The sequence below is a fragment of the Xanthomonas sp. NCPPB 3570 genome (genome assembly GCF_056725115.1).
This window is the reverse complement of the sequence record NZ_CM161513.1, coordinates 3422615-3439286: the sequence shown is the minus strand read 5'-3', so window position 1 is coordinate 3439286 and position 16672 is coordinate 3422615. Positions and strand designations below refer to the sequence as shown.

The window sequence follows — 16672 nt, the reverse complement described above, 5'->3', positions numbered from 1 at the left end:
TCCTGCTGAGCGACCCATGAAGAAACTGCCGCGCTGGCTTGCCGTTCTCACCGCCCTGTTGCTGCCTCTCGCCGCGTCCGCGCAGGACAAGGGCCTGGAAATCGACATCGTCGGCGGCAATGCCTCGGCGACCCCGATCACCGTCGTGCCGATGCCGTACCAGGGCTCGGCGACCCCGCCGAGCACCGATGTCGCCGCCGTGGTCCGCGCCGACCTGGATCGCTCCGGCCAGTTCCGCAACCTGCCCGAGTCGCAGATCGTCGAACGTCCGACCCGCGGCAGCGAGGTGCAGTTCGCCACCTGGCGTGCGCTGAAGCAGAGCTACCTGGTCGTCGGCCGGGTGATGGATGCGGGCGAAGGCGCCTACCGCGTCGAGTACGAGCTGTTCGACGTGGGCAAGGGCGAGCGCATGCTCGGCCTGGCCATGACCGCCCGCGCCAACGCCATGCGCGATGTCGCCCACCAGATGGCCGACGCCATCTACGAGAAGATCACCGGCGTGCGCGGCGCGTTCTGGACCCGCATCGCCTACGTCACCGCCAGCGGCAAGGGCGGGGCGATGCGCTATGCGCTGATGGTCGCCGACTCCGACGGCTACAACCCGCAGACCATCGTCCGTTCGGCCGAGCCGCTGCTGTCGCCGAACTGGAGCCCGGACGGCAAGAAGCTGGCCTACGTGAGCTTCGAGCGCGGCAACTCGTCGATCTACATCCAGGACATCGCCACCGGTGCGCGCCAGCTGGTCTCCAGCTTCCGCGGCATCAACGGCGCCCCGTCGTTCTCGCCGGACGGCAAGAAGCTGGCGCTGGCGCTGTCGCGCAGCGGCAACCCGGAGATCTACGTGATGGATCTGGGCAGCAAGCAGCTGACCCAGCTGACCAACCACTTCGGCATCGACACCGAGCCGACCTGGGCGCCGGACGGCAACAGCATCTACTTCACCTCCGACCGCAGCGGCCGCCCGCAGATCTACCAGGTGCCGGCCACCGGCGGCAGCGCCACCCGCATCACCTTCCAGGGCAACTACAACGCGACCCCGAGCGTGTCCTTCGACGGCAACAAGCTGGTCGTGGCCCAGGGCAGCGGCAACACCTACAAGATCGCGATGATGGACCGCAGCCTGGGCTCGCCGCGCTGGAGCACGCTGTCGACCGGCTCGCTGGACGAATCGCCGAGCTTCGCCCCCAACGCCAGCATGGTGCTGTATGCGGCGCGTGAAGGCGGCCGTGGCGTGCTGTACGCGGTCTCGGCCGATGCCCGCGTGCGGCAGCGTCTGGTGCTCGCCGATGGCGACGTGCGCGAGCCGTCCTGGTCGCCGTATCGCACCGCACGTTGACATGTAAGTTTGGTGTTAATATTTCGCTGTTGAACCCCTCATCGGCCCAGGAGCCACAAGGTATCCCCATGAACAAGACCACCCGCGTTCTGCTTGTTTCGCTGTTGTCCGTTGCAGCTCTGGCCGGCTGCGCCAAGAAGGTCAAGGAACAGCCCCAGACCGACACCACCGGCACCACCGGTACCACCGCCCCGACCGGCCCGTCGACCTCCGGTCTGTATGGCCCGGGCGACCTGGACACCGATTCCTGCCTGCGTCAGCGCGTGGTCTACTTCGACCTGGACAAGGACACCGTGAAGCCGGAGTTCCAGGCGATCATGGCCTGCCACGCCAAGTACCTGCGTGACCGTCCGTCCTCGCGCATCACCCTGCAGGGCAACACCGACGAGCGCGGTTCGCGCGAGTACAACATGGGCCTGGGCGAGCGTCGTGCCAACGCCGTGTCCTCGGCGCTGCAGGCCAACGGTGGCTCGGCTGCGCAGCTGACCGTCGTCAGCTACGGCGAAGAGCGTCCGGTCTGCACCGAGTCGAACGAGTCCTGCTGGTCGCAGAACCGTCGCGTCGAGATCGTCTACACGGCGCAGTAAGAAAAGATGCGTATCGGTGTCCTTACATCGATGATCGTCGCGGCGGCCCTCGTGGCCGCCGCGCCGGCTCATGCGCAGCGCGCAAGCCTGGCCGACCGCGTTTCCGCGCTCGAGCAGCAGGCCATGAATACCCAGGCCAACACCGACATGCTGAACCAGCTCAACCAGCTGCGGACCCAGATGCAGTCGATGGAGGCCACGATCGAACAACTGCAGCACAGCAACGACCAGCTCAAGCAGCAGATCAAGGACCAGTACCTGGACCTGGATGGCCGCGTGGGTCGGCTCGAGAATGGTGCAGGGGCAGGGGCGACGCCGTCGTTGCCGCCGGCCAATGGCGCCGCACCGGCTGCTGCGCCGGCCGCGCCCGCAGGCAAGCCGTCCGCCGTCGCCGAGCCGCCGCCGTCGGTGCACGGCGACGCCGGCACCCTGGCTGCCGCCGGCGACGAGCGTGCCGCCTACAACGTCGCCTTCGACGCCCTGAAGGCGGGCAAGTACGCCGACTCGGCGAACCTGTTCCAGAACTTCCTGCAGGCCTACCCGAACGGCGTGTATGCGCCGAACGCGCTGTACTGGCTCGGCGAAAGCTACTACGCCACCAAGAACTTCCAGTTGGCCGAGGCCCAGTTCCAGGACCTGATCGGCCGCTACCCGACCCACGACAAGGCGCCCGGTGCGCTGCTCAAGCTCGGTCTGTCCCAGTACGGCGAAGGCCGCGTCCAGGACGCCGAGCAGACCCTGCAACAGGTCGGCGCGAAGTATCCTGGCTCCGATGCCGCGCGGACCGCGCAGGACCGCCTGCAGTCGATCCGTCTCGGCCAGCAGCTGCGCTGAGCCCCTAACGCTGCCGCCGCCGTCGCGGGAGCACTCTTCTCCCGCCATGGCCGCCGTTCCCAGCGATATCGTCCAAAGCCCGCTGCCCCGCCTGAAGCTGACGGAGATCTTCCTGTCGCTGCAGGGCGAGGCCGAGAGCGCCGGCTGGCCGACCGTGTTCGTACGTCTCACCGGCTGCCCGCTGCGCTGCAGCTACTGCGACACCGCCTACGCCTTCCATGGCGGGCAGTGGTGGGACATCGACGCGATCCTCGACGAGGTGGCGCGCCACGGCGTGCGTCATGTGTGCGTCACCGGCGGCGAACCGCTGGCGCAGAAACGCTGCCTGCAGCTGCTGCGGCGCCTGTGCGACGCCGGCTACGACGTGTCGCTGGAGACCTCCGGCGCGCTGGACATCGCCGAAGTCGACCCGCGGGTGTCGCGGGTGCTCGATATCAAGACCCCGGCGTCGCAGGAAGCGCATCGCAACCGCTGGGAGAACCTGCCGCTGCTGACCGCGCGCGACCAGATCAAGTTCGTCCTGTGCGGCCGCGCCGACTACGAGTGGGCGCGCAGCGTGGTCGCCGAACACCGGCTGGAGACCCGCTGCACCGTCTGGTTCTCGCCGAGCAAGAGCGAATTGACCGCGCGCGACCTGGCCGACTGGATCGTCGCCGACCGCCTGCCGGTGCGGTTCCAGATGCAGTTGCACAAGCTGCTGTGGAACGACGAGCCTGGCCGTTGAGCGGCCGGGATTAGGAATTCGGGATTAGGGATTCGTAGGAGCGGCTGCAGCCGCGACGGATCTTGTCCGAACGTTCATTGCGGCTGAAGCCGCTCCTCCATGGTCAAATGGACCATGTGGATCCCATTCGCCCACGTGCGCCCGCTTTTGCGAATCCCCAAACCCCACTCCCGAATCCCCACCCTCATGAAAAACGCCGTCGTCCTTCTCTCAGGTGGCATGGACTCCGCCGTCGTCGTCGCGATCGCCCGTGCGCAGGGTTTCGCGGTGCATGCCCTGAGCGTGCGCTACGGTCAGCGCCACACCTCCGAACTGGACGCCGCCGCGCGTGTTGCTGCGGCGCTGGGCGCGGTGGCGCACAAGACCGTCAATGTCGACCTGCGCAGCATCGGCGGCTCCGCGCTGACCGACGACATCGAGGTGCCGGATGCCGGCGGCGAGGGCATTCCGGTCACCTACGTGCCGGCGCGCAACACCATCATGCTGTCGGTGGCGCTGGGCTGGGCCGAGGTGCTGGGCGCGGCCGACATCTTCTGCGGGGTCAACGCGGTGGACTATTCCGGCTATCCCGATTGCCGCCCCGAGTTCATCGACGCCTTCCAGACCCTGGCCAACCTGGCGACCAAGGCCGGGGTGGAGGGTGCCGGGCTGCGCGTGCACGCGCCGCTGCAGCACATGAGCAAGGCCGACATCGTGCGCGAAGGCGTGCGCCTGGGCGTGGACTTCGGCCTGACCGTGTCCTGCTACCGCGCCGACGACGCCGGCCGCGCCTGCGGCCACTGCGACGCCTGCCGCCTGCGCGCGGCCGGCTTCGCCGACGCCGGCGTCGCCGACCCGACCCGCTACGCCTGATTTCGCGAAACGCCCCGTGCTGGGGTAGACTACGCGCCCCGGTGCAACGCCGGGGTCTTGTTTTGGGCCGTTAGCTCAGTTGGTAGAGCAGAAGACTTTTAATCTTTTGGTCGATGGTTCGAATCCATCACGGCCCACCACGAGTCTCAAAGAGTTAGGCGTCGCCTTTGCTGGTTCTTTCGCCGGCTCCTGAAAGCTCTCCTGAAAACGACGGTTGCTGCATCCATGCTCGGCAGTGCGTGTTCGCAGCATTGCCGCATTGACTTCGTTTTGCGGCCGCTTGTGCCCTCGTCATCCGAATCCGTGGTGGCCTCGGTGCGTCGTGGCCGTGCGACGCAACGCGATGACCTGCGGCGACGATGCCTTTCTTGGCCGCGCATGGCGAAGCGCTCTCAGAGGCTGCCGAAGCTGCACGCATGTCCCTTCCCTGCATCTGAACACTCAGTTCAAGCTGCTATCATGAATTTTGTCTACAGGGGACTCGCTATGCGATCGAAGGCTTTTATTTTCACCGCCGTCCTGGCGCTTTTTTCCGTGTCCCTACACGCCGCCCAATCTGGCCGCTATATGGTCTCGCGCAAACCACTCACGATTGCCAGCATGCCGGACGACGACATGCGCCCAGAGATCGTCGGGACCGTCGTCGACGTCAGCGCCGGAAGCACCACCCTGAAAGGTGGCGCTCATGTCCCAGCGACCGGTGCCAAGGTCGGCGACCTGGCGCGCTTCGTCTGTGCGTCGATCGACTCGGGCAACCCGCCGGTCTCCACCGACTGCGAACTGGTCAGCTCCCAGGCACCAGACAAGAAGGCGCGCGACTACAACAACTTCTGGGACTGATCCGACTCCGCGGCGCGCGCCAACATCAGCACCTTCCGAGCCCCGGCCACGCGCCGGGGTTTTTGTTGCTCGCTTCATTCGCGTCGCGGGGGACAGCTAAAGCGCACACACCCGCGCCATCTCTGCCGTGTTGAAAGTCTGCGCCCGCTGAGGGGTGATCCGGAGTGGACGGTGCTGGCACGTGCTCGGCGTCTCGGATGTCGGCGTCGCTGCATCGGCGCAGTCGTACTGGGTCGGCGTTCAACGCTTCCGAGCGTTCATCCAAGGGGCTGCAGGAGCAACGCGAGGCACAACCCCAGCATGAACAGCGCGACCGCCGCATCCAGCAGCCGCCACGAGGAGGGTTTACGGAATACCGGCTGCAGCAACCGCGCGCCGTAGCCCAGGCTGCTGAACCAGGTCGCGCTGGCCAGGCAGGCGCCGAGTGCGAACGCCCAGCGCAGCTGTCCCGGGTAGCGCGTGGAGAGGCTGCCCAGCAGCACCATGGTGTCCAGGTAGACATGTGGATTGAGGAAGGTGAAGGCCAGGCAGGTCAGCAGGACGCGCTGCCAGCGCTGCGGATCCTGGCCTTGCGCCTGCAGGCCGCCAGTGCCGCGCCAGGCGCGTCGCGCCGCCAGCAGCGCGTAGGCGCCGAGGAAGGCCGCGCCGCCGAAACGCAATGCCTGCAGCACGCCCGGCCAGGCATCCACGACGGCACCGATGCCGGAGACGCCGAGGACGATCAGCGCGATATCGCTGGCGGCGCACACGGCCACGACCAGGCCGACATGCCGACGCTGCAGTCCCTGGCGCAGTACGAAGGCGTTCTGTGCGCCGATGGCGACGATCAGGCTGGCGCCGGCGGCGAGGCCGGCCAACAGTGCGTGCAGCAACATGGGGAGTGCCCGGTGGCGTGGGCAAGCATGCTGCACGTGCCAGCAGGATTAGCCAAACTCATTTTTCTGTAGGCTGTGAAGCGTTCCTAATCTGCCTTGCTGCCATGGATCTGCTTCATCCCCAACTGTCCGCCTTCGCCGCCGTGCTGGAAGAAGGCAGCTTCGAGGCCGCCGCGTGCCGCCTGGCGCTGACGCCGTCGGCGGTCTCGCAGCGGATCAAGGCGCTGGAAGACCGGCTCGGCCAGGTGCTGATCGTGCGCCAGTCTCCCTGCCGGCCGACGCCCGCCGGCGAGCGCCTGCTGCGCAGCGTGCGGCCGATGCAGGTGCTGGAGGCTGAGGCGGTGGCCGATCTGCTGCCGGCGCCTGCCAGCAGCGCAGCGGCCCGCAGCATCGCCATCGCCGTCAACGACGATTCGCTCCAGACCTGGTTCCTGGATGCGCTGGCGGCCCTGCACGATGCACACGGGTTCCTGTTCGACATCCACGTGGACGACCAGGACCACACGTTGGAGCTGCTGCGCAGTGGCGCGGTGCTCGGTGCCGTCACCTCCGTCGGCAAGGCCTTGCAGGGCTGCAATGTGCTGGCGCTGGGGGCGATGCGCTACCGCGCGATCGCCTCGCCGGTCTTTTTCGACCGCTACTTCGCCGATGGCCTGGATGCGGCAGCGCTGGCCCGCGCCCCGATGATCGTCTACAACCGCAAGGACGCGCTGCAGGCGCGCTTCGTGCGTCGCATCACCCGTGCGCGGTTGCACCCGCCGATCCACTACCTGCCGACCTCCATCGGTTTCGTCGAAGCCGCCGCGCGCGGCTTGGGCTGGTGTCTGGCGCCTGAGCAGATGCTGGTGGCCGCGCTGCGGCAGCAGCAGATCGTCGTCGTCGACCGGCAGCGCTGGCTCGACGTGCCGTTGTACTGGCAGCACGTGGCAGTCCGTTCCAGGACCCTGCAGCAGATCGGCCAGGCGTTGCGCAACGCGGCGGGGCAGATGCGCGCGCCGACATCGCTCGCCTGAGCGATTCTCGCGACGGTTGCTCGCTTCGGCGATGGACGTTCCGGACATGGCGCCGCTCGCGTGCCGCTGCGGGCTGGAACGTGGCGCCCGCCGCGCGCTACGGCGGCGTCGGCATGCCACAAGGCGCCGCGTCGATGCTTCTGCGATGCAGATGGACGATCTGCGGTAAACAAGGGATGGCGCAGGACAGCATCAGGTACGTGCCGTACTGAAGATCCCCGCCAGGCTTTCGCTGAGGATCAACTGCAGGTGCATGCGGTTGAGCTCCACGCCCGTGGTCATCATCATGTGCAGGCCGCCGCACATCGCGGCGACCGCATAGACGCGGGCCTGGAACTCTGCCTCGCCGCCGCTCCAGCCGTGGTCGCGCAGCATGCGTCGCAGCAGGTCGCCCAGGTTCTGCACCAGGGAGACGTTGAGCCGGCGCGCGTACTGCGCCAGTTCTGGATCGCGCGCGGCGGCCAGGTCCATCTCCAGGTCCAGGCGTCGCCGGCGCTGGTTGGCATCGGCCACCAGCCATTCTTCCAGCGCACCGGCGATGAAGGCGGTGGCGTCCTGGTGCGGCGGTGGCTGCAGTAGCCACATCGTGCGGATCGCGCGCTCGTAGTCGCGTTCCATCAGCGCCTGGACCAGGCCGCGCTTGTCGTCGAACTGTCGGCGCACCGCGCTGCAGGAGACGTCTGCGGTCCCGGCGATCAGTTCGAAGGTGGTGGCGCCGAGGCCGTTTTCGACGATGCAGCGCTCGGCCGCATCGAGGACGTCATCGTGCAGGCGCTGCTCGCGTTCGCGCGCGCTGTGCAGCCGGACTACGTTGGACATGGCGTGGGCTCGGGGGGAAGCGGTGCCACATGGAGGGGGATATCCGCCTGGCACCTGTCCGCGGCGCGCACGCTGTAGCGCGTGCCGCCGCCGCATGTACAGATGCCGGTGCAGCGCGATTGTAGACGCGATGCGTTGCTGCGGCGCGTGCCGCGGCACGTTGGTCGATCCCGTCGCCACGCGCGTGACGGCCGCCACTCTTGGATGGGGGCACAGGTGCACGCTTCGTGCTCGCAATGAGCACGACAGGTGTGACTGCATGATTGGGGGCGTCTGCGTACAGAGGAGTGCGGGCGGGGCTCTGGCGGTTTCACTGGTGCCGACACGGCATGCCGCACCGCGGATGCCGCAGCGACGGACGTGATCAGGGTCGATGCGGACTGTCCGAGAGTTCCAAGGCCGCTTGCGCACCCGCCTGAGAGACGGCGGGCGCTGGCAATCACTTCGGGAAGTGCGCGGTAGGAGCGGCTTCAGCCGCGATGAGGCGTTACCGGGAAAGCCCGTCGCGGCTGAAGCCGCTCCTACGAGGTACCGTGCATCGGTTCGACCTTGGCGGGAGCGGCACGTTGGCGCTGCCCTCGCGTCGCACCGTGTTTACCAGCCGAACGGCGGCGGGCCGTAGGCGCCGGGATAGTAGCCGCGGCCGAATGCCGGGCCGTCGCCGCGGCCGACGCTGATGCTGATGCCCATCTGCCGCGGCTTGCCGTCGTCGGTGTAGGAGGTCTTGCACATGTTCAGATTGGCGGCCTGGTAGTTGCTGTTGCCGCCATGCGTGGAATAGCCGATGCCGGTGGCGACGCTGCCGTGCACGTCGCCGTTGCAACGGTCCGCCTGTGCCTGCAGGGCCTCGGCGCGCGCCTGCGCGGCGGCGGCCTTCTGCGCCGAGGCGGAGGTGCCGCTGGTGTCGCCGTAGTAGGTGCCCGGCGGATCGGCCTTGGTGCCGGGATCGGCATAGGTGATCGGCTGCTGCGGCACGCTCAGGTCGAGCTTGCGCTTGGCGGCCTCGCTGTCGCTGGTGGCATCGGCGGTCTGGGCCAGGGCGGGGCCGGCGAGCAGGGTGCAGACGAGAAAAAGGAGGCTGCGGTTCATCGGGCATCCGCCAGGAGAGAGAGGGGCCGGGCGGGGTCGGTGAAATGGCCCGCCATGACGCTGACGCTATCAATACCACGTTGAACCCGGCCTGTCGGCGCCGGGAAATTTTCTTGCCGGCGCCGGCGATCTTTCGCGATGCGCCGGCAAGCGGCGCCTCGCACCTGTCGCCGCTAGCCTTGCTGCAGGACGATATCGATCAGTTGCTGGCCGTAGCGGGCCAGCTTGCTGCCGCCGATGCCGCCGACCCGCGCCAGTTCGTCCAGGCTGGTTGGGCGCTGCTCGGCGATGTTGCGCAAGGTGCTGTCGTGGAAGATCACGAAGGCCGGCACGTTCTGCTCCTTGGCCAGGCCGGCGCGCAGGTCGCGCAGCGCATTGAACAGGGGCAGGTCCTGCGCCTGCACCGGCACGCCGGTGCGCGGGCTGCCGCTGCGATCGCCGCGTTCGCGGCCACGGCTGGGCAGTTCGCGGCGCATCATGATCTTGCGTTCGCCCTTGAGCACCTGGCGGCTGGCGTCGGTGAGGCGCAGGCCGCCGTAGGCGTCGCTGTCCACTTCCAGCAGGCCGGTGGCGACCAGTTGCCGGAACACGCCGCGCCAGGCGCGCGCGTCCAGGTCCTTGCCGATGCCGTAGGTGCTGAGCTGGTCGTGGCCGAACTGCTTGATCTTCTCGCCCTCGTTGCCGCGCAGGATGTCGATCAGGTGGCCGACGCCGAAGCGCTGGCCGCTGCGGTACACGCAGCTCAGCGCCTTCTGCACTGCGACCGTGGCGTCCCAGGCGTCGGCCGGCTGCAGGCAGTTGTCGCAGTTGCCGCAGGGCTGCGGATAGGTCTCGCCGAAGCCGGCCAGCAGCACCTGGCGGCGGCACTGCATCGATTCGCAGTAGCCCAGCAACTGGTCGAGCTTGCGCCGTTCCACGCGCTTGCGTTCTTCGCCGGCCTCGCCCTGCTCGATCATCTGCTTGAGCAGCACCACGTCGCCCAGGCCGTAGCACAGCCAGGCCTCGGCGGCCTCGCCGTCGCGCCCGGCGCGGCCGGTCTCCTGGTAGTAGCCCTCCAGCGACTTGGGCAGGTCGGTGTGGGCGACGAAGCGCACGTCGGGCTTGTCGATGCCCATGCCGAAGGCGATGGTGGCGCACATCACGATGCCGTCCTCGCGCAGGAAGCGGCGCTGGTTGTCGGCGCGCACTTCGGCCGGCAGGCCGGCGTGGTAGGGCAGGGCGTTCAGGCCCTCGCGGGCCAGGAAGTCGGCGGTCTCCTCGACCTTGCGCCGCGACATGCAGTAGACGATGCCGGCGCTGCCGCGGTGCGCGCGCAGGAAGTCCAGCAGCTGGCGCCGCGCATTGTCCTTCTGCACCACGGTGTAGCGGATGTTGGGACGGTCGAAGGAACTGACGAAATGGCGGGCCTGCGCCAGGTCCAGGCGCTCGGCGATCTCGCGCTGGGTCGGCGGGTCGGCGGTGGCGGTGAGGGCGATGCGCGGGGTCTGCGGCCAGCGCTCGTGCAGCACGGTGAGCTGGCGATACTCCGGGCGGAAGTCGTGGCCCCACTGCGACACGCAGTGCGCCTCGTCGATGGCGAACAGGGCGATGCGGCTGCGCTCGATCAGCGACAGGAAGCGCGGGGTCAGCAGCCGTTCCGGGGCGACGTACAGCAGGTCCAGTTCGCCGGCCAGCAGGGCGCGCTCGACCCGCTGCGCGGTCTCGCCGTCCAGGGTGGAATTGAGGTATTCGGCGCGCACACCGAGCTGGCGCAGTGCCTCGACCTGGTCCTGCATCAGCGCGATCAGCGGCGAGATGACGATGCCGGTGCCGTCGCGCAGCAGCGAGGGGATCTGGTAGCACAGCGACTTGCCGCCGCCGGTGGGCATCAGCACCAGCGCGTCGTGGCCGGCGGCGACGTGTTCGACGATGTCCTGCTGCAGGCCGCGGAACTGGTCGTAGCCGAAGACGCGGCTGAGCAAGGCGTGGGCGGGGGAAGACATCTGTGTAGGATACCGCGCCGCGCAAGAGCGCTTGCCTTCCTGGCGTGCGCAAGCGCGTGTCAGGCGAACGCGGGCCTTTGCGTAGGAATCAACCGTCTAACTGCCGGGCTGAACGAAGCCAGGCCGGCCCGGCCTTGCAGGCGTCGGGACTGAAGTCCCTCCCACAATGCACCCAGCCAACGCATCGCATGTGCCGGTGTGAGCGGCGCTTGTCCTGTTTAGGGCCAGCCGCGACGGGCTTTTCGTCAATGCTGGCCGCGGTTGAATCAAGCCCTGCCTGCCGATGCAGGCAGGGCGGCAGCACTCACTGCAGCAGCGAGCGCAGCATCCAGGCGTACTTCTCGTGGGTCTGCAGGCGCTGGGTCAGCAGGTCCACCGATGGGTCGTCGCCGGCGTCGTCGGCGGTCTTGAGCACCTTGCGCGCGGTGCGGCACACCGCCTCGTTGCCGACCACCAGCTGGCGCACCATCTCGCGCCAGTCGGCGCTGTCGCCGAGGCCTTCCTCTTCCGGGATCGAGGTCAGCGCGGCGTATTCCTTGTACGAACCGGGGGCGTTGAAGCCCAAAGCGCGGATGCGCTCGGCGACATCGTCCAGCGCCGCCCACTGCTCGGTGTACTGGGTCTCGAACATCAGGTGCAGCGAGTTGAACATCGACCCGGTCACGTTCCAGTGGAAGTTGTGGGTCTTCAGGTACAGGGTGAAGGCGTCGGCCATGTAGTGCGACAGGCCGTCGGCGATCTTCTTGCGATCGCCGCCGCCGATCCCGATATCGATGTTGGGCGCGGACGGCGCCAGGCCGGCCAGCGGCTGGCCGGCGACGGCCTTGCTGGCGGCGTTCTTGGTCTTGCCGGGGGTCTTGTTCTTGGCCATGGGAATTCCTCTTTGGGGGTTACAGACGAGATGGCGTCACAATAGACAGACTAAAGCATGTGCTGTGATTCAACGTTCAATGGCATCCGATTGATGAACGCTATCGAAAAACCTACCGTGCCGGCACGCCTGCGCGAACGCCGCGCCGCGATCGACGGCGCGCTGACCCGCGACCGTGGCCGCCTGCTGGGCCTATGGTCGCGCTGGCAGGCCGCGCCCGGCAATGCCGCGCTGGAGACGGCGTTCGAACAGGCGCTGCAGGCGTCGCAGGCGCGTTGCGCCGCGCGCGCGGCGCAGCAGCCGGCGATCACGTTGGATCCGCAGCTGCCGATCGCGCGAGAGGCCGAGCGCATCGTTGCGCTGATCCGTGAGCACCAGGTGGTGGTGATCGCCGGCGAGACCGGCTCGGGCAAGACCACGCAGTTGCCGAAGCTGTGCCTGGCCGCCGGACGCGGCGCCGCCGGCATGATCGGCTGCACCCAGCCGCGGCGCATCGCCGCGCGCGCGGTGGCCAGCCGCGTGGCCGAGGAGCTGCGCACGCCGGTGGGCGAGACCGTGGGCTTCCAGGTGCGCTTCAACGACCGCGTCGGCGAGCAGACCCGCATCAAGTTCATGACCGACGGCATCCTGCTGGCCGAGATCGCCAGCGACCGCTGGCTGTCCAGCTACGACACGATCATCGTCGACGAGGCGCACGAGCGCAGCCTCAACATCGATTTCCTGCTGGGCTACCTGAAGCAGTTGCTGCGCAAGCGTCCTGACCTGAAGGTCATCGTGACCTCCGCAACGATCGACACCGCGCGCTTCGCCGCGCATTTCGACGATGCGCCGGTGATCAGCGTGGAAGGCCGCACCTATCCGGTGGAAGTGCGCTACCGGCCGCTGGAGGAGGCGGGCGGCGAGGAGGCCGACGCCGAGAGTGGTGACAACGCCGGCGACCGCACGGTCAACCAGGCGATCGTGGCGGCGATCGACGAAATCACCCGGCTGGATCCGCGCGGCGACGTGTTGGTGTTCCTGCCCGGCGAACGCGAGATCCGCGATGCGCACCATGCGCTGGAACGGCGCAAGTACCGCGAGACCGAGGTGCTGCCGCTGTACGCGCGGCTTTCCAATGCCGATCAGGATCGGGTGTTCAACCCCGGTCCGCGGCGGCGGCTGGTGCTGGCCACCAACGTCGCCGAAACCTCGCTGACGGTGCCGCGGATCCGCTACGTGGTCGATCCCGGCTATGCGCGGGTCAAGCGCTACAGCCCGCGGCAGAAGCTCGACCGCCTGCACATCGAGCCGATCTCGCAGGCCAGCGCCAACCAGCGCAAGGGCCGCTGCGGTCGCATCGCCGAGGGCATCTGCTACCGGCTGTACGCCGAGGCCGATTTCCAGGCGCGGCCGGAGTTCACCGATCCGGAGATCCGCCGCTCTAGCCTGGCCGGGGTGATCCTGCGCATGCTGCAGCTGGGGCTGGGGCGGATCGAGGATTTTCCGTTCCTGGAGCCGCCGGACGAGCGCGCGGTGGCCGATGGCTGGCAGCAGCTGGTGGAACTGGGCGCGGTCGGCGAGCCGGACCGGCATGGCCTGCGCAAGCTCACCGAGATCGGCCGCAAGATGGCGCGACTGCCGGTGGACGTGAAGCTGGCGCGCATGCTGGTGGCCGCGCAGCAGCACGGCTGCCTGCGGCCGATGCTGGTGATCGCCGCGTTCCTGGGCATCCAGGACCCGCGCGAGCGCCCGCCGGAGGCGCGCGAGGCCGCCGACAATGCGCATGCCAAGTTCGCCGATGCGCGTTCGGAGTTCGTCGGCATCCTGCGCCTGTGGGACGGCTACCGGCAGGCGCACGAGGACCTGACCCAGTCCAAGCTGCGCGATTGGTGCGGACGGCATTTTCTCGGCTTCCTGCGCATGCGCGAGTGGCGCGAACTGCACCGCCAGCTGCATCTGCTGTGCGCGGAGCTGGGCTGGACCGAGGAGCCGGCGGAAGCCTCCCTGCGACCCCTGCTGGCCGGCGCTTCCGCGCCCGCGCCGGCGCGCGATGCCGATACCGCGGCGCGCGCGACCCGTGGGCAGCTGCACCGCGCCGCACGCCTGGCTCGTGAAGGCCGCGGTACCGGCACGCCGGCCACGCCCGCACCGGTGGCCCAGGCCGCACCACCGGCGCCCGCCGAGGCAGGCGAGGCGCCGCGTGCCAGCGAACGCGAGCGTGCCGCCGCCTACCAGGCGCTGCACCGTGCCTTGCTGGCCGGGCTGCCGACCCAGGTCGGCCACCGCACCGAGAAGGGCGATTTCCTGGCGCCGCGGCAGCGCCGCTTCCTGCTGTTTCCCGGTTCGGTGCTTGCCCGCAAGCCGCCGCCGTGGGTGCTGCCGGCGACGCTGCTGGACACGCAGAAGGTGTGGGGCCTGACCAACGCGGCGATCGAGCCGGATTGGGTGATCGCCGAGTTGCCGCACCTGCTGGCGCGCAAGCATTTCGATCCGCACTGGTCGCGCGCGCAGGGGCAGGTGCTGGCCTCCGAGCAGATCAGCCTGTTCGGGCTGGTGCTGGCGCCGAAGAAGCCGGTGCACTACGGCCGCATCGATCCGCCCGGTGCGCACGAGCTGTTCGTGCGCCAGGGCCTGGTGCCGGGCGAGATCAACACCCGCGCCAGCTTCGTCGCCGACAACCAGAAGGTGCTGGCGCAGGCGCACGAGGAAGAGGCCAAGCTGCGCCGCGCCGGCATCGTCGCCGACGAGGACTGGCAGGCGCGCTGGTACCTGGACCGGATTCCCGGCGAGATCCATTCCGCCTCCGGCCTGGACGCCTGGTGGAAGGCGCTGGCGCCGGAACAGCGACGCGCGCTGCACTGGTCGCTGGCCGATCTGCTGCCGGGCGAAGGCAGCGCGGCCGAGCGCTATCCCACGTACTTCCCGCTGGGCGATGCGCGGCTGCCGCTGCACTACCGGTTCGAACCGGGCGCGGCCGACGACGGCGTGACCCTGGAGGTGCCGGTGCACCTGCTCAACGCGCTGGACCCGACGCGGCTGTCGTGGCTGGCGCCGGGCTTCGTCGCCGACAAGGCGGCGGCGCTGATCCGCAGCCTGCCCAAGGCGCTGCGCCGCAACTACGTGCCGGCACCGGACTTCGCCCGTGCGTTCTACGAGGCGTTCCCGCAGCCCAGTGCCGACGACATCCGCGGCGAGCTGGCGCGCTTCCTGCAGCGCGCCACCGGCGCGCCATTGAGCGCGCTGGAGTTCGACGAGGGCACGCTGGAGCCGCATCTGCGCATGAACCTGCGCCTGCGCGACGAGGCCGGCAAGGTGCTGGCCGAATCGCGCGACCTGGACGCGCTGCGCGCGCGCTTCGGCGAGCGTGCCGGGCAGGCCTTCGCCGCGCGGGCCGGCCGCGCCATGGCCGCGACAGGGCTGCGCGAATTCCCGGCCACGCCTATCCCGTTGCAGGTGCCGGGCGAAGCCAGCGTGCCGGCGTATCCGGCGCTGGTGGACGAGGGCGACAGCGCCGCGCTGCGCATCTTCGCCGACCGTGCGCAGGCCGAGGTCGCACATCCGCGCGGCGTGCGCCGGTTGCTGGAGATCGCCCTGGCCGACAAGGTCAAGCAGGCGCGCAAGCAGTTGCCGGTGTCGCCCAAGACCGGGCTGCTGTACGCGGCGATCGAGTCGCAGGAACGCCTGCGCGGCGACCTGGTGGAGGCGGCGTTGAACGCGCTGCTGGAGCAGGGGCTGGAGGCGATCCGCGACGCCGACAGCTTCGCCCAGCGCCGCGACGCCGCCGCCAAGCAGCTGTTCGGCGAGGCGATGGAGCGGCTGAAGCTGGCCGAGGCGATCATGGGCGCGGCGGCGGAGCTGAAGCCGCAACTGGAATCGCCGCTGATGGGCTGGGCCAGCGGCAACCTCGACGACCTGCGCGCGCAACTGGCGGCCTTGCTGCATCCGGGCTTCCTGCGCGAGACCCCGGGCACGGCCCTGGCGCAGTTCCCGCGCTATCTGCGCGCGATGATCTTGCGCGCCGAACGCGCCAAGCGCGATCCCGCCCGCGACCAGGCACGGATGCTGGAACTGAAGCCGTTCGTCGACGCGCTGGCCGACGCGGCCGTGGCCGGCCGCGGCGACACGCCGGAATGGCAGGCGCTGCGCTGGGACCTGGAAGAGCTGCGCGTGTCGCTGTTCGCCCAGGAACTGGGTGCCCGTGCCGGTATCTCGGCCAAGAAGCTGGCGCAGCGGGTGGCTCTGCTGCGGTGATTCGGGATTCGAGATTGGGGATTGGGGATTGGGGATTGGTGGCGGGATTCCCGTGCGGTTCCTGCTGCCCGTGGCCGAGGTGTTCGCGTTTGCAGCGTTCTGTGGAAGGGATTTCAGGGCAGGTCTCATCACCCGCGTTCGTCATACGCGTCATTGCATCTGTAGGAGCGGCTTCAGCCGCGACGGCGCTCCCGGCAAGGCCTCGTCGCGGCTGAAGCCGCTCCTACGCCTGCACCCCAGAGAATATTGGAGGTGCCCTGCATTCCCGATGCTCTGGCGGTAATGCGTCGGGGCCGAAGCCCCTCCCACAAAGGGCGATGCCCCGCGTGCAGTGGTCACGGCGACCGTTGTGGGAGGGGCTTCAGTCCCGACGCGTTGCCGCCAAAAGCGTCGGGACTGAAGTCCCTCCCACGAGAGAGTTGCGCCGTGTGGAGGGCAAGCGAGTTGCGCGGTAATGGCACGTCTTTGGGGGAGCCAAGCGCCGACGCAGCAGCATCTTGCCGGTGCGGGGTAGGAGCGGCTTCAGCCGCGACCTTTTTGCGCCAACGCGTCGCGGCTGAAGCCGCTCCTACGACATGCGAGCACGGCCCTCAACCTCTCAGGGGCCAGCAGTCCTGTGA

At 68.8% G+C, this 16672-nt stretch carries 13 protein-coding genes and 1 tRNA gene; 9 read left to right on the top strand and 5 right to left on the bottom strand.

The genetic code is table 11. The features are described 5' to 3' along the window. Positions 1-16 precede the first annotated feature (16 nt). From tolB to AC1PLR_RS14900, 7 genes are all read left to right on the top strand, one after another. A complete protein-coding gene (tolB, locus tag AC1PLR_RS14930; RefSeq protein WP_010344310.1) occupies positions 17-1336 on the top strand; it encodes a Tol-Pal system beta propeller repeat protein TolB in 1320 nt (439 codons plus the stop codon). Positions 1337-1404: 68 nt separating this feature from the next. Beyond that, complete coding sequence (gene pal / locus AC1PLR_RS14925) at positions 1405-1923, top strand: peptidoglycan-associated lipoprotein Pal (protein ID WP_010344309.1); 519 nt, start codon at positions 1405-1407, stop codon at positions 1921-1923. 6 nt (positions 1924-1929) lie between these two features. Continuing rightward, entirely contained in the window at positions 1930-2757 is an 828-nt protein-coding gene (gene ybgF, locus AC1PLR_RS14920; RefSeq protein WP_481101483.1) for a tol-pal system protein YbgF, read from the top strand. A 46-nt stretch (positions 2758-2803) separates the two neighbouring features. Then, a complete protein-coding gene (gene queE, locus AC1PLR_RS14915) occupies positions 2804-3481 on the top strand; it encodes a 7-carboxy-7-deazaguanine synthase QueE (RefSeq protein ID WP_481101482.1) in 678 nt (225 codons plus the stop codon). 186 nt (positions 3482-3667) lie between these two features. Beyond that, a complete protein-coding gene (gene queC, locus AC1PLR_RS14910; protein ID WP_481101481.1) occupies positions 3668-4333 on the top strand; it encodes a 7-cyano-7-deazaguanine synthase QueC in 666 nt (221 codons plus the stop codon). 64 nt (positions 4334-4397) lie between these two features. Next, positions 4398-4473: transfer RNA gene (locus AC1PLR_RS14905), tRNA-Lys, on the top strand. Positions 4474-4792: 319 nt separating this feature from the next. After that, entirely contained in the window at positions 4793-5173 is a 381-nt protein-coding gene (locus AC1PLR_RS14900; RefSeq protein WP_481101480.1) for a hypothetical protein, read from the top strand. 257 nt (positions 5174-5430) lie between these two features. On the opposite strand, the gene AC1PLR_RS14895 is transcribed toward AC1PLR_RS14900, so the two are convergent. Next, positions 5431-6048, bottom strand: a complete 618-nt coding sequence (locus AC1PLR_RS14895; RefSeq protein WP_481101479.1) for a LysE/ArgO family amino acid transporter — start codon at positions 6046-6048, stop codon at positions 5431-5433. A gap of 104 nt (positions 6049-6152) precedes the next feature. Between AC1PLR_RS14895 and AC1PLR_RS14890 the strand changes: the two genes are divergently transcribed. After that, the gene (locus tag AC1PLR_RS14890) at positions 6153-7061 is read left to right on the top strand and encodes a LysR family transcriptional regulator ArgP (RefSeq protein WP_481101478.1); all 909 of its coding nucleotides are present in this window, start codon (positions 6153-6155) and stop codon (positions 7059-7061) included. Positions 7062-7253: 192 nt separating this feature from the next. Here AC1PLR_RS14890 and AC1PLR_RS14885 read toward each other — a convergent pair whose 3' ends face one another. The 4 genes from AC1PLR_RS14885 to AC1PLR_RS14870 form a co-directional block, all read right to left on the bottom strand. Further along, positions 7254-7880, bottom strand: a complete 627-nt coding sequence (locus tag AC1PLR_RS14885; protein ID WP_209245948.1) for a TetR/AcrR family transcriptional regulator — start codon at positions 7878-7880, stop codon at positions 7254-7256. A 594-nt stretch (positions 7881-8474) separates the two neighbouring features. Then, positions 8475-8969, bottom strand: coding sequence for a hypothetical protein (locus AC1PLR_RS14880; RefSeq protein ID WP_019799904.1), 495 nt, complete (start codon positions 8967-8969; stop codon positions 8475-8477). 173 nt (positions 8970-9142) lie between these two features. Then, positions 9143-10951, bottom strand: a complete 1809-nt coding sequence (recQ, locus tag AC1PLR_RS14875; protein ID WP_481101477.1) for a DNA helicase RecQ — start codon at positions 10949-10951, stop codon at positions 9143-9145. Positions 10952-11255: 304 nt separating this feature from the next. Continuing rightward, entirely contained in the window at positions 11256-11822 is a 567-nt protein-coding gene (locus AC1PLR_RS14870) for a Dps family protein (RefSeq protein ID WP_019799906.1), read from the bottom strand. A 93-nt stretch (positions 11823-11915) separates the two neighbouring features. Here AC1PLR_RS14870 and hrpA point away from each other — a divergent pair, with 93 nt between their 5' ends. Beyond that, entirely contained in the window at positions 11916-16052 is a 4137-nt protein-coding gene (hrpA, locus tag AC1PLR_RS14865; RefSeq protein WP_481101476.1) for an ATP-dependent RNA helicase HrpA, read from the top strand. Positions 16053-16672: the final 620 nt, after the last annotated feature.